At 36.1% G+C, this 24750-nt stretch carries 21 protein-coding genes and 1 pseudogene; 20 read left to right on the top strand and 2 right to left on the bottom strand.

Annotated features, from left to right (window positions below):
• Positions 1-402: 402 nt before the first annotated feature.
• Positions 403-1203: pseudogene (locus tag QWY22_RS15165) on the bottom strand (nuclease-related domain-containing protein); the annotation flags it as partial.
• A gap of 370 nt (positions 1204-1573) precedes the next feature.
• Here QWY22_RS15165 and QWY22_RS15160 point away from each other — a divergent pair.
• Positions 1574-2500: a trypsin-like peptidase domain-containing protein gene (locus tag QWY22_RS15160; RefSeq protein ID WP_300981667.1), complete on the top strand. Its 927-nt coding sequence runs from the start codon at positions 1574-1576 to the stop codon at positions 2498-2500.
• Between the two features lie 50 nt (positions 2501-2550).
• Here QWY22_RS15160 and QWY22_RS15155 read toward each other — a convergent pair whose 3' ends face one another.
• On the bottom strand, positions 2551-3513 hold the full coding sequence (locus tag QWY22_RS15155) for a hypothetical protein (protein WP_300981666.1): 963 nt from the start codon (positions 3511-3513) through the stop codon (positions 2551-2553).
• A 361-nt stretch (positions 3514-3874) separates the two neighbouring features.
• Here QWY22_RS15155 and QWY22_RS15150 point away from each other — a divergent pair, with 361 nt between their 5' ends.
• The 19 genes from QWY22_RS15150 (at position 3875) to QWY22_RS15060 (ending at position 24534) form a co-directional block, all read left to right on the top strand.
• The gene (locus QWY22_RS15150) at positions 3875-4603 is read left to right on the top strand and encodes a YveK family protein (RefSeq protein WP_300981665.1); all 729 of its coding nucleotides are present in this window, start codon (positions 3875-3877) and stop codon (positions 4601-4603) included.
• Positions 4604-4608: 5 nt separating this feature from the next.
• The gene (locus QWY22_RS15145; protein WP_300981664.1) at positions 4609-5328 is read left to right on the top strand and encodes a CpsD/CapB family tyrosine-protein kinase; all 720 of its coding nucleotides are present in this window, start codon (positions 4609-4611) and stop codon (positions 5326-5328) included.
• 121 nt (positions 5329-5449) lie between these two features.
• Positions 5450-6214: a tyrosine-protein phosphatase gene (locus QWY22_RS15140; RefSeq protein WP_300981663.1), complete on the top strand. Its 765-nt coding sequence runs from the start codon at positions 5450-5452 to the stop codon at positions 6212-6214.
• A gap of 148 nt (positions 6215-6362) precedes the next feature.
• Positions 6363-8195, top strand: coding sequence for a polysaccharide biosynthesis protein (locus QWY22_RS15135; RefSeq protein WP_300981662.1), 1833 nt, complete (start codon positions 6363-6365; stop codon positions 8193-8195).
• Between the two features lie 196 nt (positions 8196-8391).
• On the top strand, positions 8392-8985 hold the full coding sequence (locus QWY22_RS15130; RefSeq protein ID WP_300981661.1) for a sugar transferase: 594 nt from the start codon (positions 8392-8394) through the stop codon (positions 8983-8985).
• Positions 8986-9870, top strand: a complete 885-nt coding sequence (locus tag QWY22_RS15125) for an NAD-dependent epimerase/dehydratase family protein (RefSeq protein WP_300981660.1) — start codon at positions 8986-8988, stop codon at positions 9868-9870. It begins immediately after the preceding gene.
• 1 nt (position 9871) lies between these two features.
• On the top strand, positions 9872-10987 hold the full coding sequence (locus QWY22_RS15120) for a glycosyltransferase family 4 protein (RefSeq protein ID WP_300981659.1): 1116 nt from the start codon (positions 9872-9874) through the stop codon (positions 10985-10987).
• A gap of 35 nt (positions 10988-11022) precedes the next feature.
• Entirely contained in the window at positions 11023-11583 is a 561-nt protein-coding gene (locus tag QWY22_RS15115; protein WP_300981658.1) for an acyltransferase, read from the top strand.
• Positions 11584-11603: 20 nt separating this feature from the next.
• Positions 11604-12758, top strand: coding sequence for a glycosyltransferase (locus tag QWY22_RS15110; protein WP_300981657.1), 1155 nt, complete (start codon positions 11604-11606; stop codon positions 12756-12758).
• A 5-nt stretch (positions 12759-12763) separates the two neighbouring features.
• Positions 12764-13789 carry a nucleoside-diphosphate sugar epimerase/dehydratase gene (locus QWY22_RS15105; protein ID WP_300981656.1) on the top strand — a complete coding sequence of 342 codons (1026 nt, stop codon included), beginning with the start codon at positions 12764-12766 and terminating at the stop codon, positions 13787-13789.
• Positions 13786-14898, top strand: coding sequence for a capsular polysaccharide biosynthesis protein CapF (locus tag QWY22_RS15100; protein ID WP_300981655.1), 1113 nt, complete (start codon positions 13786-13788; stop codon positions 14896-14898). The genes QWY22_RS15105 and QWY22_RS15100 overlap by 4 nt, the downstream gene beginning before the upstream one ends.
• A gap of 2 nt (positions 14899-14900) precedes the next feature.
• A complete protein-coding gene (wecB, locus tag QWY22_RS15095; RefSeq protein ID WP_300981654.1) occupies positions 14901-16040 on the top strand; it encodes a non-hydrolyzing UDP-N-acetylglucosamine 2-epimerase in 1140 nt (379 codons plus the stop codon).
• Between the two features lie 12 nt (positions 16041-16052).
• Complete coding sequence (locus QWY22_RS15090; protein ID WP_300981653.1) at positions 16053-17342, top strand: glycosyltransferase family 4 protein; 1290 nt, start codon at positions 16053-16055, stop codon at positions 17340-17342.
• Positions 17339-18415: an EpsG family protein gene (locus QWY22_RS15085; protein ID WP_300981652.1), complete on the top strand. Its 1077-nt coding sequence runs from the start codon at positions 17339-17341 to the stop codon at positions 18413-18415. Before QWY22_RS15090 ends, QWY22_RS15085 begins: the two co-directional genes overlap by 4 nt.
• 17 nt (positions 18416-18432) lie before the next feature.
• Complete coding sequence (locus QWY22_RS15080; RefSeq protein WP_300981651.1) at positions 18433-19572, top strand: glycosyltransferase; 1140 nt, start codon at positions 18433-18435, stop codon at positions 19570-19572.
• Positions 19562-20539, top strand: a complete 978-nt coding sequence (locus tag QWY22_RS15075) for a hypothetical protein (RefSeq protein ID WP_300981650.1) — start codon at positions 19562-19564, stop codon at positions 20537-20539. The genes QWY22_RS15080 and QWY22_RS15075 overlap by 11 nt, the downstream gene beginning before the upstream one ends.
• Positions 20540-20599: 60 nt before the next feature.
• Complete coding sequence (locus QWY22_RS15070; protein WP_300981649.1) at positions 20600-22147, top strand: oligosaccharide flippase family protein; 1548 nt, start codon at positions 20600-20602, stop codon at positions 22145-22147.
• 4 nt (positions 22148-22151) lie between these two features.
• Complete coding sequence (locus QWY22_RS15065) at positions 22152-23531, top strand: UDP-glucose dehydrogenase family protein (RefSeq protein WP_300981648.1); 1380 nt, start codon at positions 22152-22154, stop codon at positions 23529-23531.
• The gene (locus QWY22_RS15060) at positions 23503-24534 is read left to right on the top strand and encodes a GDP-mannose 4,6-dehydratase (RefSeq protein ID WP_300981647.1); all 1032 of its coding nucleotides are present in this window, start codon (positions 23503-23505) and stop codon (positions 24532-24534) included. The genes QWY22_RS15065 and QWY22_RS15060 overlap by 29 nt, the downstream gene beginning before the upstream one ends.
• Positions 24535-24750 lie beyond the last annotated feature (216 nt).

Here is a 24750-nt window from a genome sequence, read left to right as displayed (position 1 = left end):
AAATCCCCAACAACCCCCACAATTGCCTTGCTTTTCGCCTCCAGCGAAAAGCGAAAAAGCCAAACCCCATTTTTGGTGAAGGTTACATCGAGTATCGTGAAACTCAAGGGGAGAAAAGTGAAACCCAGCAAGAGAAAAGTGAAACTCACCCCAAAATAGTGAAACTCAAGCACCAAATCGTGAAACCCACTCCACAACCCCAATTAAACCCCTCAATTGCCTTGCTTTTCGCCTCCAGCGAAAAGCGAAAAAGTCAAACCCCTTCTTTAAGTGTAGGTTACATCGAGTATCGTGAAACTCAAGGGGAGAAAAGTGAAACCCAGCAAGAGAAAAGTGAAACTCACCCCAAAAATAGTGAAACTCAAGCACCAAATAGTGAAACCCACTCCTCAACCCCAGCCCTCACTCCCGAAAATACCTCACCGCCCGGCCATTCCCACGTCGGCCAAGTCCCATCTTCACAAGGACATACTTCGCAGCATAGTGATCCTTCAATCCCAAAAACTCCCGGCATTCAGCATTCGAAATTTCCGGAGAGACAAACTCAAACCAGTCATCCAATGCACGCGCATACCCATCAATAACTGTTGCCTCGCAGCGAATACAAGCATGCACACGCTCACTGCGCCGCTCACAACGGGAACCGCAAGCACTGCAAAGCACTCCTTTAACCAAACTATTCACTTCATATCGATACATAGCAGGAAAATCCATCTTGGGGAAAGGGGTGTGGTGGTCAATGAGAAGTTGGGCCAAACGCGCCAGTTCTTCTGGGGGCATTATTCGTTCGGTCCGGGGGAGGGTGGAGAGGAACCGGTTTAACGAGTAGCCATAAATTACAGGCACTTCTTTTGGTGCCCCTTCAATCAGCGTCGAGGAATAAGGCAGCACGACAGCCGGATAAACCGGCAACGAAATCGACAATTGTTTAAAGAGATGCAGCAACTCCTCGCGTGCATTACACACTTGCGTCACAGGGGAGTTAAATCCAAGAAACTTGCCATCACGCGTTTCTTGCTTCATATGATAACTTTGTTCATCAAACGACAGCGTTCCGGAATAATTCTTCACTTCCAAAACAACAGCACCGTGAGACGTCAACAAAACCGTATCCATCTGGCAAAAACGATCACACAGCTGAAAATCAGCCAGCGCCATCACCGGATCGCTCCAGCGCATCCGCTTCAGCAAACCATCCACATGCTGCTCTCCGCCAAACCGGCACGCACCTTATAATGATCCGACACCACATCTTCAAAACTCGCATGGGACTTCGGTAACCGGTGCAGCAAGCGCGGCAAACACTCCAGCAAGGGAGGGGCTGTCCGTTCTTTTAAAAACATCAACATCGCATCACTCCTTTTCTCCAGTATAGCAATTCTGAAAATAAATTAAATGAATATTCTAACTAAAAATTTCCCACTTCAAAAGGCAAAAAGAACCACCTAATCACTCAATCCAAACCAAAACATTTCCCAGGAAATATCCCAAGAAAATTCACTGGTCATAACCGACTATCTTTCCCACAAGCGGGTATACAGAGACTAACTAAATCGAGTAGGGGGGAGCCGCTATGTTCTGTTCCAAATGCGGATGCATGAATAGCGTTACGACCAAAAACTGCCTCAACTGCGGCCAGCCAATGGATCGAACCACTCGAATCAAAAAACACAAAAGGCGTCAGCGCCTAAACTTCTTTGTCGTCGCGATTCTCTTTCTTGGAACAGGATTCGGCTCAGCCCGAGTGTTCTACCAGCCAGCCAATGACCAACCGGAAACACCCGTTGAAACAGTAGTCGCTACAGAACCGCAAGCCAACCCGCCACTTGAAAAAGTTGCCACTGAATCTGCTGCCCAGCCACAAGATACTCCAACCCAAGATGGCTCAAAAGCCAAAACTGACATCATCAAAGACACCCAACAAAAAGTTTTCACTATTAAAACCGATTCCGCTTACGGCTCCGGCTTTCTTTTTACCGACACCGGAACCATTGTCACGAGTGCCCATTTAATCATCGACACAATTGACGTTTCTGTCCGGACGACCGACGGGGTAGAGGAGCCTGGAAAAGTCATCGGCATCTCGGAAACCTATGACATTGCACTCATCCAAGTCGACGCTTTTGCGGGCATCGAACCGCTCGAAATGGAGACGAATCCGACCGAAATCGGCACGGAAGTGATTGCGCTCGGCAGCCCATCAGGCCTTGAAAACACGGCAGCGATCGGCTACTTGACCGGCACCGACCGCGACTTTGACCACGGCTTCCTGTACAAAGACATGTACCAGATTGATGCCCAAATAGCCCCAGGTTCCAGCGGAGGGCCGCTCATTGACGCTATCACCGGAAAAGTCATCGGCATCAATGCCTTGTTGTTAAACGAAGGCAACGCCATCGGCTTCTCCATTCCGATGTACTCAATGACCGAGCTTCTCCAAGGCTGGGCAGCGCAGCCGATGAGCGAAAACGAAGTGGAAGACGTGTACGATACTTATTAAGCAAACAAAAACCCCACGACAGGCATCCTGTCGTGGGGTTTCACATGTTCTTATAATCCAGCAGCTTTGTTGATCAATTCACTGCGGCGTTGTTTTTTCGTAGCTTCGTACTCTTCAACGACTGACTTCGTATGGGCTTCAGCAAGGCCATTCGCTTTCAAGTCTTTCTTCATCACGTCAACCACAGCGTAGAACGCAGAGTCCATGCGTTTCTCCAAATCCGTTGCCGCACCCATGTACTTGTTGTAATAGTACGGGTAGCTGACTTTGCCGTCTTTGCTGTCTTGAGAATACTCGTTTTTCGCTACGTTGATCAAGCCGCCAATTTTCGCATTGGCATCCGCTTCCAAGCCAGACAATGTCGGTTGGTACTTCGCTTTGATGTCCGCAACCGTTACACGAGCCGTTTCACCGTTTGAACCAGCAGAACCGTTATTGCCCGCCGAGCCGTTCGACCCGCCAGCGTTAGAACCGGTATTGCCAGAAGAACCATTTCCATTCGTGCCTTTATCAGTAGAACCGTTCCCAGAAGAACCGCTTCCAGCAGAAGCATTTCCGCTAGCAGCACTCCCTGAAGGAGCTTTATCATTCGATCCTTCGCCACCAGCAGATCCGCTCGTGCCGTTAGAAGAACTGCCACCTGCAGAACCGTTCGAATTTGAAGCTGCTACAGCTGAACCTGAACCGCTTTTGCTGTCACTAGCAGAAGATGTTCCAGCCGCTTCATCAGAACCGGCAGAACCTGTCATTCCCTCAGAACCCTTTGCGTCAGACCCTTCACTTGCCACTTGAGCTGTTTCGCCGTCTTTCACTTCGACAACATTGCCTTCTTCGTCAACCACCAATTTGGTGTCATCCGGCAAATCGATTTCAATCTTCTCTTTCGTGACTTTCTCGACGTTTTCATCCGCTGTTTCATATTCTTTAAATTGCAGCACATAGACCAAGTAGCCGCCAACACTCAACAATACCGCCGCCAGGACCAACGTGATTTTTTTCCAATGTTTTTTCATAAACAATCCTCCTAAAGGTGAAAAATAGTATATCATGATGGATAATAAATCCTTTTATCTGCACTTAAAAACGAATCCTGCATGAAAGAAAGTTCACACATCTTTCCTAATACATTAAAACAATACCAGAAATCAATCCGAATTTGGGGCTTTTCAGTTGTTTTTTTGCCTATATTTTGAAAACGCAACTAAAAGACCACTCTTAACACCATCTTTCCCGACTTTTTCCAAATATTAAAGGACATCGTGTAAAATATAAGATATTATACCTAAAAAATTTTTCCAATAAAAACCTCTCTTACCTAATAACTTCATGCTATACTAAAAAAAGCATTTTACTGACAAAGGAGCCAACTTACAAATGGAAGAAACCATTTCGTTACAAGAACTATTCACCACGCTCAAAAAGAGGATCGGCTTGATCATTGGCCTTACGATACTGGCTATCCTGATTGCCGGAATTGTCAGCTACAATTTCCTGACACCGATTTATGAAACCAACACGCAAATTCTTGTAAACCAAGAAAAAACAGATGCCGCGCAAATGCTCAACCAAAACATCCAAACCGACTTACAATTGATCAATACATACAGCGTCATCATCAAAAGCCCAGCAATTTTAGATCAAGTTTCTCAGCAATTAGATCTTGGCCTTTCCGCTGAACAACTGACGAATAAAATCACGGTAAGCAACGCGGAAAACTCACAAGTTGTGAACGTAGCGGTCCAAGACCCGGATCCTGCCATCGCCGTTGATATTGCGAACACAACATCTGCGGTGTTCCAAGAAGAAATCCAGCAGTTGATGAAAGTCGATAACGTGTCGATCCTGTCTCCTGCCGTATTAAAAGAAAACCCAGCACCAGTTGCACCAAACCCGATGCTGAATATGGCGATTGCCGCTGTAGTCGGATTAATGCTCGGCGTCGGTATTGCCTTCTTATTGGAATACTTAGACACAAGCATTAAAAATGAACAAGACATTGAAGACTTCCTGGGTGTTCCACTTCTAGGCGTCATTTCACCGATTAAAGAAGAAGACTCATTTGAGACCCAAACTTCCACATCAACGAACAGAAAGGCGGGGTAAGCGTTATGTTCTTTAAGAAAAGAAAACAAGCCAAACGATTGAAATTGCAGCAAGCACCAAGAAAACTGGTCGCTCATACCCACCCACGCTCTTTCGTCGTGGAACAATTCCGGACACTTCGGACCAACATCAACTTCTCGTCACCGGATTCAGATATCCGTTCGATTGTTGTCACGTCTGCAGCACCAGGGGAAGGAAAATCCACCGCCGCAGCCAATTTAGCGGTCGTATTCGCCCAAGAAGGCAAAAAAGTATTGTTGATCGACGGCGATATGCGAAAACCAACGACCCATCACACTTTCCATATGGCGAATTTGAAAGGCTTGTCGAACGTTTTGACGCGCCAGGCAAGCATTGAAGAAGCGGTCCAAGCAACAGAAGTGGACCGCCTCGACTTATTGACGTGCGGACCGATTCCACCGAATCCGGCAGAACTGCTTGCTTCCCAGTCGATGAATAAACTGATGGAGCAATTGAAGAACATGTACGACCTCGTTGTTTTCGATGCGCCACCGGTTTTGTCAGTAGCCGATGGCCAATTGATCGCCAGCAAATGCGAAGGTACGATACTGGTGGTCAATTCCGGAGAAACAGAAAAAGAACAGGCGTTAAAAGCGAAAGAAGCCATTGCTGCTTCCAATAGTCGGATCATCGGTGCGGTCTTGAACAATTTCGTGCCCCTAAAAGACGGCTACTACTATCAATACTACGGTACTGAAAAGTAAAAAGGATTTCCTTTTTACTTTTTTCTTTGAATGATAAACAAAATGTACAAGTGCTGGCCGTATCCTGTTTATCCCCCTAAAAGGGTGCGGCCTAATTTTTTACAGCAAGGAGGAAACACGCATGATTGATACCCACTCACATATCCTGGCAGGAATTGATGACGGTGCTGAAACGATGGAGGAGACGAAACAGCTTCTCGACAAAGCACTGGAAGAAGGGCTGACAGGCATTATCGCAACCCCTCATGCCCACCATCCGAATTTCCCTACCGATGTCCAGAAAACGAAGCAGCAACTGGCCATAACTAAAGCCTGCATAGACGAACAAAACTTGCCGATCGAAGTATACAGCGGCAACGAATGCCGTTTGTCCGATAAACTGCCGGAACGTTTAGCAACCGGCGAAGCCTTGACGCTTGCCGACTCGCGCTATGTCCTATTGGAATTGCCGTCATCCGGCGTTCCTGCCTATACCGTACCCATCATTCAGCAACTCATTGCTGCCAACTACATACCAATTATCGCCCACGCCGAACGCAATCAAGGCATCATCGAAAAGCCTGAGCGCTTGGAGCGGTTATTGCTGCACGGTGCGCTGGCTCAAGTGACATCCGGTTCCCTTGTCGGCAGTTTCGGGAAAGCCATCCAGCGTACAGCGTTTTCGCTGCTGGATGCTAATTTGATCCATTGCTACGGCTCTGATGTCCATAATATGTCGAAACGTCCTTTTGCCTTTAAAGAAGGCCTCGCCGTTCTGGAGAAAAAGAAGCAGCACGAGATGATCGAGATTTTGCTAGCGAATAATGAAAGCATCGTGAAAGACAAACACATGGTGATTTTAGAACCTCAGAAAGTATCGAAGGCCAAATGGTGGAAACTATTTTAGTAAATTTGAAAAAAATTTACAATAAATGATAGGAATATCCCATACTTAGCAAATTTTTTTGTGATAAAATAGGGAATGGATTTAAATACTGTTATTTTTTTCTAAAAAATAAACATGAAAGTAAGATACCAGAAAGGATGGACAACTATTGTCTTTAAAAAACAGGATTTCTTTACTCGCCTTAGTCGATTCGTTAATCGTCTTCTTTTCCATTTTTATCGGGTACTTCCTGTTGCATCCGTGGATCAATCCGTTTGAAAGTGAATTTCTGCTGGCGAGTGCGTTAACGATTTTTCTGGCTCACCATGCATTGGCACTGTATTACGGCTTGTACCGGAAAGTATGGGAATACGCATCGATTGGAGAACTGACATCGATCTTTAAAGCCGTGACGTTTTCAATCATTGCGGTGGGCGCTGTTCAGTATTTAGTAAGAGGAGATGTGTTGCTTCGAGCGCTTGCGATTACATGGATGCTGCACTTGCTCTTAATCGGAGGTTCTCGCCTTTCATGGAGATTGATGCGGGACATGCTGATTGGCAAGAAAATGCCTGATCAAAAACGGACATTAATTATCGGAGCAGGCCAGGCAGGTACACTTGTGGCTCGCCAGCTCTTGAACAACAAAGAACGTGGCCTCCTGCCAGTCGCTTTTGTTGACGATGATGTCAAAAAGCAGGGACTGGAGATTTACGGTATCCGTGTCGTTTGTGGAACTGATGCAATAGTGGATGTAGTCAAAGACAACAAGATTGAACACATCATCTTTGCTATTCCGTCTCTTGGAAAACGGGAATCTGCGGAACTGATCAAAAAAGTGGTCGACACCGGAATTCGGACGCAGACAATTCCGCTCATCGAAGACATTATGACGGGGAAATTGTCTGTTACGGACATCAAAGATGTGAAAATTGAAGACCTACTTGGCCGTGATGAAGTGAAACTTGATATGAATAAAATCAAAGATCAGCTTACTGGAAAAACAGTATTGGTGACGGGTGCAGGTGGCTCAATCGGATCGGAAATATGCCGGCAAATTGCCCGCTTTGGTCCTGAAAAATTGCTTCTACTTGGCCATGGAGAGAATTCGATTTATACGATTGATATGGAACTGCGCAAAACGATTGCAGCAGATACAGAACTAATTCCAATTATTGCTGATGTCCAGGATTATAAACGCATCCAAGATATTATGAATTTATATCAGCCGGACGTCGTCTACCACGCAGCGGCACATAAACACGTGCCACTCATGGAAGGCAATCCGACAGAAGCGGTAAAAAACAATATTCATGGTACGAAGAATGTTGCTGAAGCTGCACACAAAGCAGGAGTAGGGAGTTTTGTTATGATCTCTACTGATAAAGCCGTTAACCCACCGAATGTTATGGGTGCATCTAAGCGATTTGCTGAGATGATTGTCCAAAACTTAGCGAAACGCAGCGATACCAAATTTGTAGCTGTCCGTTTCGGGAATGTGCTGGGCTCTCGCGGATCGGTCATTCCACTGTTCAAGAAACAAATTGCAGTAGGTGGACCTGTCACCGTAACAGATTCAGAAATGACTAGATACTTCATGACAATTCCAGAAGCTTCTCGATTAGTCATTCAAGCCGGATCTCTAGCAAGAGGTGGAGAAGTGTTTGTTTTGGATATGGGAGAACCGGTAAAGATTGTGAATTTAGCGAAAAACTTGATTCGTCTTTCTGGCTATACAGAAGATGAAATTGAGATTAAATATTCAGGCATACGTCCTGGAGAGAAGTTGTTTGAAGAGCTTCTAAATGAAGATGAGATTCAAAGTAATCAAGTGTTTCCAAAGATTTATATCGGGAAAGCGAATCCAGTAGGCGATATGGAACTGAAATATATATTAGAGAAACTGCCCGAGATGACGGATGAAGACGTTAAGCAGACTTTAATTGGATTGGCGAATCGGAAGAATGTTGAAGTTCCTAAACATTTAGTCAGCAGCGTTTAATGTTAAATAAGAGAAAAATTACGAATAAAGAAAGAGGTACACATATGTTATGGAAAGCTGAGAAACTCATTACTTTTCCAGCAGACATTATTACACTCCTATTTTTATCAGGAGTTTTGTTTTTTGTAAAAGTAAATAATTTTGTTAATTATGTTTCTTCTATAAATAAGACATGAAAGAGAAAGGGGAACACAATATGTTCTCAGTGGCTAAACGAATTATCGATTTTTCTTTATCTCTAACAACGCTAATCGTATTATCAATCGTTTTGCTGATTGTTTCACTCATAATCAAATTTGAGTCTCCGGGACCGGTATTTTTTAAGCAACGCCGGATTGGCAAAGACAAGAAAGAGTTTGAGATTTTGAAGTTCCGAACGATGAAAATAGATGCACCAAATGACATGCCAACCCATATGCTGGATAAGCCGGATTCGTACATTACTAAAATTGGCAAGTTCTTACGTAAAACAAGCCTGGATGAACTTCCTCAATTGTTTAATATCTTAAAAGGTGAGATGAGCTTAATTGGTCCGCGTCCTGCGCTATGGAATCAGGATGATTTGATAGCGGAGCGGGATAAGTACAAGGCGAATGATGTGCTGCCTGGGTTAACAGGACTAGCACAGATTAGCGGGCGGGATGAATTGCCAATTGAAGTGAAAGCAAAGATTGACGGAGAGTATGTTGAAAAGAAGAGCCCTGGATTGGAATTGCAGATTTTTTTGAAGACTGTTTTCAGTGTTTTGAAAAGTGATGGGGTTAAAGAAGGAAAACGTGAGGTGTCTTAAATGAAGGTATTAATTACTGGCGAAAATAGCTATGCGGGTACCCAATTTGCAAAACGTATATCTGAACTAAATATGAATTGGGATATAAATTATATTTCAGTCAGAAATAATGCCTGGAAAGAGAAAGATTTCTCTATTTATGATGCTATTTATCATGTAGCTGCAATTGTTCATCAGAAAGAAAAAGTTGAGAATGAAGAATTATACTATAAGGTTAACAGAGATTTAACCTATGAATTAGCTGGTAAAGCGAAATCTGAAGGAGTTGAATCCTTTGTCTTTTTAAGCACCATGGCTGTCTATGGGCTTATAGGAAAAATTGGGGAAGACACGGTTATTTCCAAAAGTACAAAACAGTTACCCACTTCTTATTATGGGAAGAGTAAGCTGGAAGCAGAAGAACTTTTAAATGGTCTTCAATCTTCAGAATTTAAAATTTCTATTTTAAGGATTCCGATAATTTACGGACCAGATTGTCCTGGTAATTATAGAGCTCTTAGTAAGCTTGCAAGGAAGACACCAGTTTTTCCTAAGATTAATAATAGAAGAAGCATGATTTTTGTAGATCATCTTTCGGATGTCGTCATTCACCTTATAAATATTAAAAGTTCGGGTATGTTTTTAGTGAAGAATCCTGAAGATGTAGATACTTTAAAAATGGTGAATAAGATAGCGGAAAATCATCATAAGAAAGTTTATAACTCAACTTTGCTAGGGAGTATTATAAAAGTAGTTGGCAATAAAGTTATGATGACGCGTAAGATGTTTGGGAATGTTGTGTTTGATGCAAGTGATTGTAGAATAAACGGTTTTAAATTTAATGAACTTAGCTTTGAGGAGAGTATTGCTCTGGCTGAAGGTAAAGAACAGGGTGGTAGTTATTAAGATGATAGCTAAAAGAAAAAAAATAATGCTTCTCGCTAATAATGATATTTGGCTGTATAAATTGCGTAAAGAAATAATTTTGAAACTAATAGAAGAGAACTATGAAGTGGTTATTTCTTGTCCAGACGGAGATTATATTCAAGAAATGGTCAATTGGGGATGTATATTTGTAGAAACAAAAGTTGATAGAAGAGGGACAAATCCTACTACAGATTTGAAATTATTAATTAGTTATATCAAAGTTCTTAAACAAGTAAAACCGGATGTTGTATTAACTTACACTATTAAACCGAATTTATATGGAGGATTAGCTTGTAGAATATTAAAGGTACCTTGTATAAATAATATTACTGGATTAGGTAGCGGGTTTAGTAAAAGTCCTATTTTGAAGTTTTTTCTCTCAACACTTTATAAAGTTAGTTTAAAAAAATCTGCTTGTGTATTCTTTCAAAATACACAAGATATGCAAACTCTAGTAGAGAACGGAATAGTTAAAGGAACAACTAAACTTATACCTGGATCAGGAGTAAATTTACAAGAGTATACTTTAAAAGAATTTCCTGAAGAAGACAATGCTTCATTTATTTTTATAGGAAGAATAATGAAAGATAAAGGCATTGATCAGTATTTAGAAGCTGCCAAAATAATTAAACAAAAGTATCCGGAAACAACTTTTCAAATAATAGGTTTTGTTGAAGAAACCCAACCACTCTATAAAGAGTTGATAAAAGAATACGAGGACAAAAAAATTATATCTTTCTTAGGATATCAAGCTGATGTAAAACCCTTTATAAAGAAGGCTCATTGTATAATTCAAGCTTCTCATGGAGGAGAAGGGATGTCGAATGTTTTATTAGAAACTGCTGCAACTGGAAGAGTGCTTATTGCTTCGGATATACCAGGGTGTAGAGAAACCATTGATGAAGAAGTTAATGGTTTTATTTTCGAACCTCAAAATACCAATAGTTTAACACAAAGAATAGAACAATATTTAAAACTGACATATGAAGAGAAAAAGAAAATGGGACTCAATTCTAGAAAGAAAATTGAGAAAGAGTTTGATAGAAATATTGTAGTAGAAGCTTACTTAAAAGAAATAAATGAAGCTTATCAATAATTTGTTAAATCCTATAATGGTATTTAGGAGGAAAAATGAAAAAAATTTTAAAGGCATCTTTCAATTTATTATATACATACGTCAGATTTTCTTTCATAAAACTATTCAACTATAAAAGTTTCACTTTCACTCTATTGAATCATATTTCTCCATTTACTGAAATAAATTTAAATAGGGGTGGAAAGCTTTCATTTGGAAACAGAACGAAAATAAGAAGTGGAACAAAAATTAGTTTAAGAAAAGAAGCTGAAATTATTATTAAAGATAACGTGTTTTTAAATCATGGATGTATGATAGTATGCCATGAAAAAATTCATATAGGCGATAACGTTCAAATAGGGCCAAATGTTTTAATGTATGATCATGATCATGATTTTCGTCATGAAGATGGTTTGAAAGCATTAAAATATAAAACCTCACCGATTAAAATTGGCGAAAATGTTTGGGTAGGTGCTAATACTGTAATATTAAAAGGAACTACTATAGGCGATAATTGCGTAATAGGAGCAGGTAGTGTAATTAGAGGGGATTTCCCTAATAATTCAATAGTAATGCAAAAAAGAGAAAATAAAATATCGACGTATATTAGAGAGTAAAATAAAGGAGTATAGGGTGGATGAATAAAAAAACAATTATATATATCGGGGCATTTGAACTACCTGACAAAGACGCCGCTGCTCACCGAGTACTCAATAATGCTAAAATTTTTAAGAAATTAGGTTATAATGTGGTGTTTTCAGATGTTAACAGAAGTAAATCAATAAGCCTTGATTTAAATAAAAAAAGAATTATTAAAGGTTTTGAAGTATGGAGTCGTGAGTTTCCAACCACTTCTAAGAAGTGGTTACATTATTTAATTAGTATAAATGAAATTAAAAAAATAATAAAAGAATATTCTAATGTGGATATAATTATTGCTTATAATTACCAATCATTTGCTTTATTTAATTTACTTAATTTTTGTAAGAAGAATAATATAAAACTTATTTCAGATTGTACTGAATGGTATGAAGATAAAAGAGCTATAAAAAAGTTAGATACGACTTTTAGAATGAGATATCTACACAAAAGAATTGACGGTATTATCTGTATAAGTGATTATTTGAGAGATTACTATAAAAAATATGTGAAAACTATTGTGATTCCACCATTAATAGATGCTGAAGAAGAAAAATGGGAAAAAACAGATTCAAATAATCAAGAAATAATAAAGTTTATTTATAGTGGAAACCCTGGTAAACACAAAGATAAATTAAATTTGGTGATTGAAGCTTTCCATACAATTCAAAAAGATAAGAAAAACTTCAATTTTACAATTGTTGGTTTGGAAGAAGAAGAGTATTTACAATATTATCCGGAGCATAAGGAGTTACTTGACACTGTAAGAAAGAATGTAATCTTTGTTGGAAGAGTAAATCACTCAAAAAGTTTAGAATATGTTAAAAAATCAGATTTTCAAATATTTATTCGAGAAAATAAAAGAGTGAATAACGCTGGATTTCCAACGAAGTTTGTTGAAAGCATGGGGTGTAGAACTCCCGTTATAACGACTAATACTAGTGACTTAGCAAAATATTTAATTCCGAATGTAAATGGTTTTTTTGTAGAGGAAGATGCTGAAATATCAAAAATATTGAAAAAAATAATTAACTTAAGTTTCCAAGAAATAAATAAAATGAAAAGAAATTGCAATGCAATAGAAAACTTTGATTTCCATGAATTTATCGTACCCACTCATGAATTCTTAAGTTATATAAATGAAAAGAGGTAAATAAAATGTTTCGGGATAAAACATTATTAATAACTGGTGGTACAGGTTCTTTCGGGAATGCTGTGTTAAAAAGATTTTTAGATACAGACATAAAAGAGATCCGTATTTTTTCAAGAGATGAAAAAAAACAAGAAGATATTAGAAAGCAATTAAATAATAAAAAGGTTAAATATTATATTGGTGATGTCCGAGACGTAAACAGTATTAATACAGCAATGAACAATGTGGATTATGTATTTCATGCCGCTGCATTAAAGCAAGTTCCTTCTTGTGAATTTTTCCCGATGGAAGCTGTTAAAACAAATGTGCTAGGGACTGAAAATGTTCTTAACTCTGCTATCCAACATAATGTAAAAAATGTTATTTGCCTTTCTACTGATAAAGCAGTATACCCAATCAACGCAATGGGAATTTCCAAAGCGATGATGGAGAAAGTTACTGTTGCAAAATCGCGTACAGTAGATATTGAAGATACGACAATCAGCGGTACACGGTACGGCAATGTGATGGCTTCACGCGGATCGGTTATTCCTCTTTTTATCGAGCAAATCAAAGCTGGAAAACCTTTAACAATCACAGACCCTGAAATGACACGCTATCTAATGTCATTAGATGACGCTGTTGAATTGGTTTTGTTTGCTTTTAAAAATGCAAATCAAGGAGATATTTTTGTTCAAAAAGCTCCTGCTTCAACTATTGGGGATCTTGCTCAAGCGGTTAAAGAACTTTTCAAAGCAGACAATCCGATAGAAGTAATCGGGACTCGCCATGGTGAAAAACTTTATGAAACACTTTTAACAAGAGAAGAAATGGCAGTGGCTACAGACATGGGAGGATACTACCGTATTCCGGCTGATAACCGTGACCTTAACTATAATAAGTACTTTACTGAAGGTGAAGAAGAAATCTCAGAAGGCTGGGAGTATAACTCACATAATACTCATCGTTTGTCTATTCAAGAAATTAAAGATTTATTACTAACATTGGATGCAGTAACAGAAGAATTAGAAAAAATGGGTGTTACTCAATGACAAAAGTTTTAGTGACAGGTGCCAATGGATTTGTCGGTAAAAACTTGGTTGCAGAGTTAAGAAATCAAGGGTGCGAAGAGTTGTATCTATTCAATAGAGAGAACTCTTTAGAGGACCTTGAAGAATTTACGAAAGACTGTGACTTCGTATTTCATTTAGCTGGTGTTAACAGGCCGCTAAATGAAAGTGAATTCATGGAAGGCAATCAAGGATTAACTTCCCAGTTACTTCAGCTGCTAGTGAAAAATGATAATAAAACTCCTGTACTGATGACCTCTTCCATTCAGGCTGAAAAAGAAAACCCTTATGGCAAGAGCAAGAAAGCTGGGGAAGACGAATTGTTTGCCTATGCTAAAGAGACTGGCGCTAATGTATTCGTTTATCGGTTGCCAAACCTGTTCGGCAAATGGAGTAAACCAAATTACAATACTGTAGTAGCTACTTATTGCTATAACATAGCGAGAGATTTAGATATTCAGTTAAACAATCCTGAAGCGCTTCTTGAGCTGGCTTATATTGATGATGTGCTTGAAGAGTTTTTGAGAGCTTTAAAAGGAAGCCCAACTACTAACGATAATCTTTGTGTTGTACCAGTCACCCACAAGCTTAAGTTAGGTGACTTGGCTGAACGCTTAAGAAGCTTTAAAGAAAGCAGGAGCTCATTAGCAGTGCCAACAATGAGCGATGAATTGACAAAGAAATTGTATAGTACATATCTTAGCTTCTTGCCTGAAGATAACTTTTCATACGAATTGAAAATGAATGTCGATAACAGAGGTTCCTTTACTGAATTTCTTCGTACACCAGATCGCGGCCAGGTTTCGGTTAACATTTCTAAACCTGGTATCACTAAAGGTAATCATTGGCATCATACAAAAAACGAGAAATTTTTAGTAGTAAGTGGCCAAGGATTAATTAGATTCAGAAATATCGATTCAAAAGAGATTATCGAATATTACGTGAATGGCGACAAGCTGCAGGTAGTCGATATTCCAACAGGCTATACGCATTCGATTGTGAATGTAGGCGAAACAGACTTGGTTACAGTGATGTGGGTAAATGAAAGCTTTGATCCAGAGAAGCCAGACACCCATTATTTGGAGGTATGAAGATGAAGAAATTAAAAGTAATGACTGTTGTAGGTACCAGACCAGAAATTATCAGACTATCAGCAGTCATTAACAAATTAGAAGAATCAAATGCAATAGAACATATACTTGTACATACAGGCCAGAATTACGACTACGAATTAAACGAAGTGTTCTTCGAAGATTTTAATCTCAGAAAGCCGGACTACTTTTTAAATGCTGCAAACGGCACTGCTGTTGAAACTATTGGCAATATCCTCGTAAAAATTGATCCGATTTTAGAAGAAGTTAATCCAGAAGCATTGCTTGTTCTAGGAGACACAAACAGCTGCCTATGTGCCATTGCAGCGAAAAGAAGACAAATTCCGATCTTCCATATGGAAGCGGGAAATCGCTGCTTTGATCAGCGTGTTCCAGAAGAAACGAACCGGAAAATTGTTGATCATACAGCGGATATCAATCTAACATACAGTGATATCGCTAGAGAATATCTATTAAGAGAAGGGTTGCCAGCAGATCGTATCATTAAAACGGGTAGCCCTATGTTTGAAGTTCTCAATTCGAGAAAAGGGGATATTGAGAAATCAAATATTGTTGAAAAGCTGAATCTTGAAAAAGATAAGTATTTCGTCGTATCAGCGCATCGAGAAGAAAATATTAGCTCTGAAAAGAACTTCTTGGATCTATGTGATAGTTTAAATGCGATTGCAGAAAAGTACGAAATGCCAATAATTATGAGTACTCATCCTAGAACACAAAAAATGATTGATGCAAAAGGTATTAAGTTTAATTCATTGATCAAAACGATGAAGCCTTTAGGGTTTAATGATTATGTGAAATTGCAAATGAAATCAAAAGCTGTTCTTAGTGATAGTGGAACAATTAGTGAAGAGTCTTCTATTCTTGGGTTTAGGGCGCTTAATATTAGACAGGCTCATGAGCGCCCAGAGGCGATGGAAGAGGCTTCTGTGATGATGGTTGGGTTGGGGAAAGAAAGAGTATTACAGGGATTAGAGATTTTAGAGACTCAAAAAGAATATTCTTTGAGAAAAGTTGAAGATTATAGCATGACTAACGTTTCAGAAAAAATTCTAAGAATAATTATTTCTTATACAGATTATATTAATAAAAATGTATGGAAAAAAGATTTAAATAGAAAATAAGAGGAGAAGAATATGAAAGTGTTATGGGTTACTAACCATTATTTGCCAGATTTAGCTGAGTTTTTAAAAGAAAAAAAATCGTTTAGCGGCTCTTGGCTAGTTCAAACTGTTAAAGAGCTTTCAAAAAGTGAAAATATTGAAATTCATGTACTATGTCCGTCTAAAAAAAAATTTTTACAAAATATTAATATCAATGGGATTGTATATCACACTATTCCGACTAGTAATAAAGACAAGTTTTTTAAACCTACCACTTCCTATATATTTTGTATGAATAATATTATAAAAAACATAAAACCAGATATTATCCATCTTCATGGAAGTGAGTTTGCATATAGTCAAGCTTATTTAGAAATAGAGAACATACCAGTAATTCTTTCAATTCAAGGACTTATTTCTCAAGTGAATAAGAAGCAGTATTATTTTGGGGGTATAGAGTTTTCTAAATTCAAAAGAGTTATTCTACCAAATGAAATTTTGAAATTTTTCCCGCTTTTTTTAAGATATAAAAGAAATAAGTATCGATCACATTCAGAAATTCAGCAACTGAAATCAAGTAAGTATGTAATTGGTAGAACCGAATGGGACAAAGCCCATACTTTTTTTTACAATTCTAATGTTAATTATTTTTCAATTCAAGAAATTATAAGAGATTCATTTTTTAATAATAGATGGAAAATAGATAATGTAGACAGAATCACATTGTTTTGCGCTGGAGGATACGCCAATCCGATTAAAGGAGCACATAAAATAATAGAATGTGCAGCTTTACTAGTAAATGATTTTCCAAGTTTAAAACTTCGAATAGTTGGTTCAGATCTTGGGAAAACTAAAAATCTTACTGGTTACAATAAGTATTTACATGATTTAATCTCTTCACTTGGTTTATGGGAGAGAATTAGTTTTACCGGCAACTTAAACGAAGAGAGTATGCAACAAGAGTTCTTAAAGGCACATGTATATGTCTTAGGTTCAAGTATTGAAAACAGTTCTAACACTTTAGGAGAAGCTATGGTCATTGGAACTCCTATTGTCACATCTTACGTAGGAGGTATTTCTAGCTTAGTTAGTGATGAAAAAGAGGCGCTATTTTATCGTTTTGGAGATATAGAACAAATGGCTTGGCAAATAAAAAGAATTCTAAAGAGTGATGAATTAGCCACAAATTTAAGCGAAGGTGCTATGCAGCGTGCTCGTATTCAGTATTCTAAAGAAAAGATAATAAATGAAATTATAAGTACATATAAAAACGTGATTGAAGTACATGCAATTACTAAGTTAAAGGAGAACATATTAATGTGATAGCATATCTTTTACTAATTTTACTTTGGATTTATTTTTATTTCATTTTAAGAGTTGTTAAAAGCAATGATCCACATAAGAGATTTTATGAGGCGCTTCTATACGGATTCTCTTTGTTTTTATTAATGGGATTGAGACATTCTACTGTTGGAAGTGATATTATGCAGTATCTTTCAACTTATAATAATTCGTCCTTTTATTCCTATTACGAGCTGCTAAAAAATTCTGAGTGGGGATTTGAAGCTTTTAACATCATCTTGAAAAATTTCTATATTAATGAACAGGGATATTTATTGATAACAAGTTTCTTAATTGTATTAGCTTTTTCGGTATTTTATTTTAAGTATTCAAAATATATTTTTTTAAGTTTTTTTTTACACCTAACTATAGGTCTTTTTACAATGTCAATGTCCGGCATACGGCAAACTTTAGCAGTGGGAATTATTCTATTTGCTTTTCAATATATTATTAAGAAAAAATTTTTTATATTTTCATTTTTAATTCTTCTAGCCTTTACCTTTCATAATTCAGCTATTGTTTTTTTTCCAGTTTACTTTTTAAGAAATATCGTAATTAATCGAAAAAATGGAAGTGTTATTTTAGGTATTGTAATTTCAACTTTGCTATTTAGAGAAAATTTAACTCCTTTAATTGAATTTTTCATGCCTGAGCGATATACAGCAAGATATGATGTACTATCTGAAGCATACCCTGTTAACCCAATGATTGTATTAATAGCTATCTTAATTCCGCTAGTATGTTTAATACTATGGGAGAATGTAAAGAATCTAAAAGAAAAAGAACGAAAAATATATTCTCTTCTATTTTTGCTATCATGTTTAAATGCATTTACTGTCATTTTATCGTTGAATTCAAATATTATAGGTAGATTATCTTTCTATTTTGTTACTTTTAATATATTGCTTATACCAAATATGATAAAAATTATAAAAGATAAAAATTTTAAATTTATAGGTGTTTTGGCTTGCATCATTTTACCTTTAATTCAATTCCTTTTATCGACTCCTGACGGGACTTTACAAATTGACAATTACAAATTTTATTGGGATTAAGAAAAGAAGGAGAAAAAATGAAAAAAAATGTCTTGTTTTTAATTAATAGCTTGTCCGTAGGTGGGGCTGAAAAAGTCTTGATAAATTTATTAAATAACATTGATTATGAAAAGTTCAATGTAAGTTTAATAACAGTTTTTTCTTCAAATGTATTAGCAGATGAATTGTCCAATCGTATTGATTATCGTCAACTATTTACTTTTAAAAACAAATATATAAATGGACTTTTATATAAAGTATTATCAAAAATTTTTTCATCAAAAATGCTTTATAAATTTTTTATAAAAGATACCTATGATATCGAAGTAGCGTTCTTAGAAGGCCTACCGACAAAAATAATTTCTGGTTCGAATCAAAATCAATCTAGAAGGATAGCTTGGGTTCATACGGATTTATCTAAATACCTTGATAGCGATTATTGTTTTACTAATATTGAGGAACAAAAGTTTTGCTACGAACAATTTGATGAAATTATTTGTGTATCCGAAGGAACTAAGAGAGGTTTTGAAAAGCGTTTTAAAATTAATAAAATTCCTAGAGTTTGCATTAATCCGATCGACTCAGAGAGTATTCAGAAGTTAGGAAGTTTAAATAAAAATAATAATTTAGTCAAAATGAATGAAGAAACATTTTACTATATTGCAGTAGGAAGATTAGTAAAACAAAAAGGGTTCGATCTTTTAATTCGTTCGATGCATCTATTGAATGCAGATGATCAATGTAAAAACTTTAAACTAATTATTATTGGAGAAGGTCCAGAAAGAAAGTTTTTAGCTGAATTAATCAATGAATTAAATTTAAATAATGCAGTACAACTTTTAGGATATATAAAAAATCCATATCCGTATATTAAAAATGCCGATTCTTTAGTAGTATCTTCAAAAGTTGAGGGATATTGTTCCGTAATAGTAGAAGCATTTGTCCTAGATACACCTGTAATTGCTGCAAAAGCGGTAGGGGTAGGTGAAGTAATAAAGAATGGAGAGTTTGGCTTGTATGTAGAAAATGATGAAATAGCTTTGTACGAGGGTATGAAAAAATTATTACTAGATAAAAGTTTATTGAATCATTACAAGAAACAAGCAGAAATAAAAAAACAAGAGTACGTATTCAAGCAATCAATAAACAGAATGGAGAGAATATTAATTGGAAAGTAAATTTGAAACTAATAAAATTGCTCCAGTTGCTTTAATTTTTTTTAATCGCCCGCATACATTGGAAAAGGTATTTAATGAAATTAAAATTGCTAGACCATCAAAACTATTTTTAATCCAAGACGGTGCAAGGGAAGATAATATTAATGACAAGAAAAATATTGAAAAATGCCTTGAAATAGTTGAAGATATCGACTGGGAATGTGAAGTATATAAAAATTATTCTGAGAAAAATTTAGGTTGTGGAGTAAGACCTTTTACTGGAATTGACTGGGTATTTAGTAAGGTAGACCGCGCTATTATTTTAGAAGACGACTGTATTCCAAGCCAATCCTTTTTTTATTTCTGTAGTGAACTATTAGAAAAATATTTAAATGATAATAGAATATTTTTAATCACTGGTATGAATATGGAGCTGGAAACAACAGATTGTAGGGATTCATATTTTTATGGATTTTCAGGAACTAATTGGGGATGGGCCAGTTGGAGAAGGTGTTGGAGTAATATGGATTATAATTTAGATTTTGTAAAAGACAATGAAGTATTAAAAAAATTGTCTATGAAATTAGAAAGAGATAGTGGAAAAAAAGGATTGAAAGAAATTGAAATTTTCAAAAAAACTAATGCCTTAATTAAAGAAGGAAAGAACATAAGTTATTGGGATGTTCAATGGCAAGCTACTAGGTATTTAAACAATCAATTATCAATTATTCCTGCTAAGAATCTAATCACAAACATTGGAGTAGGTGAGGGGGCAACTCATGCCCCAACATACGTTAGCAAGAAGAGAAAGAAAAAAGAAGATTTACAATTCTTTTTTAATGACAGATATGAAATTACCTTTCCTTTAAAACATCCTAAATACATGATTCAAAATATAGAATATGATAAAAAGGTAGACGCGAAATTACATCCGCATATTTTAAAAAGAGGAAAGAATAAAGTCTTAAATTTTTTATCAAAAAAGTAGAATTGCGATGAGAATTAGTGTGTGAATTTAAAATATAATAAAGTAAGATAGGTGGATATGGTGAGCTTTAAAATACTTAATGAAAATAATAGCTCTAAACAAATCAAAATAGGAGCTATAATTTCCTATCTTGCCATATTTTTAAATGTTGTAGCAGGATTAATATATACGCCTTGGATGATTAGCGTAATTGGCCAATCAGATTATGGAATATACACATTAGGCATGTCCCTTATAGGTTTTTTTGTTATGGATTTCGGATTAGGAGCTGCTATATCAAAGTTCATTTCAAATTATTTGGCTAATAATAAAAGAGAGGAAATAGAAAGGCTCCTAGGTATTATATTCAAACTTTATTTAATATTAGATTCAATATTATTTATCATTTTGTTAGTAGTCTATTTCTTATTGGATATTTTATATAGTAATTTTACAAGTGATCAACTTGAAAAAATAAAACTTGTATATATTATGGTAGGACTTTTTAGTATAGTCTCATTTCCTTTCACAGCGTTTAATGGCATTTTAATTTCCTATGAAAGATTTGTATTTATAAAATTATGCGATATAACCTTAAAGCTTTTAACCATATTTATGATGGTTATTGTTCTTTTATTAGGATATAAACTTTATGCATTGGTTGCCGTAAATGCTTTAGTTGGAATATTTGTGATAATTATAAAGTATTTTTATTTGAAAAAACATAGGATGTTAAAAACTGATTTTAATTATAAAAATAAGGCTTTATTAAAAGAAATTTTTAACTTTGCCATGTGGGATTCAATAATACTAATAGCAAGTAGATTTATTATAAATATTACTTCTCCGGTTTTAGGAGCTTTTTCTGGTACTATTCAAATTTCAATTTTTGCCATTGGCTCATTAATAGAAGGATATACTTACACAGTGGCAAATGCTCTCAATGGTTTATTCTTGCCGAAAATAAGTAGAATTTTAGTAAGTGATAATCAAAAAGAAGAATTAGAAAAACTAATGATTAAAATAGGGAGAATTCAATTTTTTATAGTTGGATTATTAGTAGTCGGGTATATAGTTTTAGGAAAAGAATTTATAGAACTATGGTTAGGAGACAATTTTAAAAGCTCATATTACGTTGCTTTATTAATGTTAATTCCTTCATTAGTTACACTAACTCAAGAAATAGCAAGAACTACTTTAATCGCTACTAATAATATAAAGTATAGAGCTATAGTTACTATAGGCACTGGCATTGTTAGTCTAATTATGTTGCTAATTTTTGCTGAGAGGTGGGGGGCAATTGGAGCAGCATTCTCAATTTCTGTTGCGAGCATATTGGGGTACGTAATTGCTATGAATATCGTCTATTACAAAGTTTTAAAAATAAATATTATTAAATTTTTTATAGAATGTCATTTTAAAATGTCTATGCCTTTTATTCTAACTTTGATATTAGGTTTTATAGGTAACAGTTTTATAACAATTAGTAATGTTTCAATCTTTTCATTAAAGGTATTTATCATAGTTGCTATTTATTTTATTTTAATGTGGATTATTTCATTAAACTATTTTGAGAAAAAATTATTTAAAGACACGATGAAGAAAATAATTCAAAAGACAAGAAGGTGAGTATATGACTAATATAACTGTAGCAGGAACTGGTTATGTCGGTTTAGTAGCTGGTGTTTGTTTTGCAGAAATGGGGCATCAAGTCCTTTGTGTTGATATAGATGAAAATAAAGTTAAGGCGATGAGAGCCGGGATTTCACCGATTTATGAAAAAGATTTAAAAGATTTAATGCGAAAAAATTATGCAGCTGGAAGAATTGATTATACTACCGATTTTAAGGCTGCTTATAAAGAAGCGGATGCAGTATTTATAGGAGTCGGTACGCCTGAAAATGAAGATGGTTCAGCAAATCTCTCATACATAGCTACCGTTGCAAGACAAATTGCTGAGAATGTAGAGAAAGATTGTTTAATTGTAGTTAAATCAACAGTTCCTGTTGGTACGAATGACAAGGTTGAACAGTTTATCAATGATTTCTTAGTAAATGATGTAAGAGTAGAAGTGGCTTCTAACCCTGAATTTTTGGCTCAAGGCTCCGCCGTGCATGATACTTTATACGCAAAACGTATTATTATTGGTACTGAAAGCGAATGGGCGAAAAATCTTTTAAAGAAAATCTATGAACCATTCAATTTACCAATTGTAGCAGTAAATAGACGTTCAGCTGAAATGATAAAATATGCATCTAACGACTTCCTTGCACTAAAGATTTCTTATATGAATGATATTGCTAACCTATGTGAGTTAGTTGGAGCGGATGTCCAAGATGTAGCTCAGGGCATGAGCTTTGATGATCGTATTGGAAGTAAATTCTTGAATGCTGGTATTGGTTATGGTGGGTCTTGTTTCCCTAAAGACACGAAAGCATTGGACTATTTAGCGACTCAAAACGGCTATGAATTGAAAACGATTAAAGCTGCAATTGATGTAAACAAAGACCAAAAGACTTTGTTGTATAAGAAAGCTAGCAATAGATTGATTACTTTTAACGGTCTTAAAGTGGCTGTGCTAGGATTAACTTTTAAACCTGGAACAGACGATTTAAGAGAAGCACCATCACTTGAGAATGTCCCTTTATTATTGGCGCAAGGCGCAGATATTTATGCATTCGATCCAGTTGGGAAAGATAACTTTGCCAAGCTTTATCCGGAAGGATCAAATGGCAGAGGGACTATCACTTATGTGCAAAATGCAGAAGCGGCTTTGGAAGATGCGAATGTATGCTTTATCTTTACTGAATGGGGAGAAGTAAAAGCAGTGCAGCCGGTAGCCTTTAAAATGTTGATGAGAACTCCTTTAGTTTATGACGGTCGAAACCTTCATAATGTTGAAAGAATGGAAGAAGCAGGAGTTGAATATTATTCTGTAGGAAGAGCGCCAGCAAACAAAAATGGATTGAAGGAGTTGAAGAAAGTTGCAGTACAATCTTCTAAATCCTGGTAAGATTTATTTAGTTACTGGTGCAGCTGGATTCATCGGATATTATCTTTCTAAAAAGCTTTTAAACCAGGGTTGCAAAGTCATCGGTATTGATAATTTAAACGATTATTATGATGTTAACCTTAAACATGAACGCTTAAAGCAATTAGAGCCTTTTGGAAATTTCACTTTTATAAAAGGTGATATTTCAGATAAACAATTGATTGATAATCTTTTTGTAGAATACAAGCCTAATATTGTTGTAAATCTGGCTGCCCAGGCAGGTGTTCGCTACTCTATAGAAAATCCGGATGTTTATATTCAAAGTAATATTATTGGTTTCTATAACATTCTGGAAGCTTGCCGATTCCATCCGGTTGATCATTTACTTTATGCATCTTCGAGCTCCGTATACGGCGCCAATAAAAAGGTTCCATTTGAAGAAACCGATTTTGTCGATAATCCGGTTTCTCTATATGCCTCAACTAAAAAGTCTAATGAGTTAATGGCTCATACATATAGTCATCTATATAAAATTCCGGCTACGGGACTCCGCTTCTTCACTGTTTATGGTCCAATGGGGCGACCGGATATGGCGTATTTTGGATTTACTAATAAGTTTTTTGGAGATGAAGAGATTAAAATTTTCAATAATGGTGATTTCGAAAAAGATCTTTATCGTGATTTTACTTATGTAGATGATATTGTGGAAGGCATTGAAAGACTATTGTCTAATCCTTCTATTGAAGAAGATCAGGTTCCGCATAGAATCTTCAATATTGGCAATAGCAATCCGGAAAAACTAATGGTATTTATTGAGACGCTTGAAAAGTGCTTAAGTAATACATTAGGCAAGAAAGCTGAATTTAAAAAGAAATTTGAACCGATCAAGCCTGGTGATGTTCCAGCAACATTTGCATCTACCGCTTTGTTAGAAAAGGCTGTTGGATTTAAGCCTAAAACTTCTATTGAAGAAGGACTGCAGCAGTTTGTTGATTGGTACTGTGATTATTATAAAGTAATGTGATATGGCCATATAAAATAAAATTTTAGAAACAGCTCTCTTCTTGAAGATTTTCAAGGAGAGGGCTTTTTTATGCAAGTTTTATCATATCAAACATATGAACCGATAAAGTGCTATAATTTGTAAAATAAAAGAACTTTATATATATTTATTGTCAAAAATATGGTATGATTTTTACAGTTCATATAAGATTATTAATTTAATTTATAAATGAAATGA

Source organism: Planococcus liqunii (assembly GCF_030413595.1).
Taxonomy (GTDB): Bacteria; Bacillota; Bacilli; order Bacillales_A; family Planococcaceae; genus Planococcus; species Planococcus liqunii.
This window is presented reverse-complemented; position numbering and strand designations above follow the sequence as displayed.

Bases quoted from the DNA above. Each gene is read 5' to 3' on its own strand.
- QWY22_RS15110 (WP_300981657.1), top strand. From the start codon at position 11,604: ATGAATAAAAAAACAATTATATATATCGGGGCATTTGAACTACCTGAC.
- QWY22_RS15120 (WP_300981659.1), top strand. From the start codon at position 9,872: ATGATAGCTAAAAGAAAAAAAATAATGCTTCTCGCTAATAATGATATT.
- QWY22_RS15150 (WP_300981665.1), top strand. From the start codon at position 3,875: ATGGAAGAAACCATTTCGTTACAAGAACTATTCACCACGCTCAAAAAG.
- QWY22_RS15100 (WP_300981655.1), top strand. From the start codon at position 13,786: ATGACAAAAGTTTTAGTGACAGGTGCCAATGGATTTGTCGGTAAAAAC.
- QWY22_RS15155 (WP_300981666.1), bottom strand. From the start codon at position 3,513: ATGAAAAAACATTGGAAAAAAATCACGTTGGTCCTGGCGGCGGTATTG.
- QWY22_RS15105 (WP_300981656.1), top strand. From the start codon at position 12,764: ATGTTTCGGGATAAAACATTATTAATAACTGGTGGTACAGGTTCTTTC.
- QWY22_RS15125 (WP_300981660.1), top strand. From the start codon at position 8,986: ATGAAGGTATTAATTACTGGCGAAAATAGCTATGCGGGTACCCAATTT.
- QWY22_RS15065 (WP_300981648.1), top strand. From the start codon at position 22,152: ATGACTAATATAACTGTAGCAGGAACTGGTTATGTCGGTTTAGTAGCT.
- QWY22_RS15140 (WP_300981663.1), top strand. From the start codon at position 5,450: ATGATTGATACCCACTCACATATCCTGGCAGGAATTGATGACGGTGCT.
- wecB (WP_300981654.1), top strand. From the start codon at position 14,901: ATGAAGAAATTAAAAGTAATGACTGTTGTAGGTACCAGACCAGAAATT.
- QWY22_RS15130 (WP_300981661.1), top strand. From the start codon at position 8,392: ATGTTCTCAGTGGCTAAACGAATTATCGATTTTTCTTTATCTCTAACA.
- QWY22_RS15080 (WP_300981651.1), top strand. From the start codon at position 18,433: ATGAAAAAAAATGTCTTGTTTTTAATTAATAGCTTGTCCGTAGGTGGG.
- QWY22_RS15090 (WP_300981653.1), top strand. From the start codon at position 16,053: ATGAAAGTGTTATGGGTTACTAACCATTATTTGCCAGATTTAGCTGAG.
- QWY22_RS15145 (WP_300981664.1), top strand. From the start codon at position 4,609: ATGTTCTTTAAGAAAAGAAAACAAGCCAAACGATTGAAATTGCAGCAA.
- QWY22_RS15115 (WP_300981658.1), top strand. From the start codon at position 11,023: ATGAAAAAAATTTTAAAGGCATCTTTCAATTTATTATATACATACGTC.
- QWY22_RS15160 (WP_300981667.1), top strand. From the start codon at position 1,574: ATGTTCTGTTCCAAATGCGGATGCATGAATAGCGTTACGACCAAAAAC.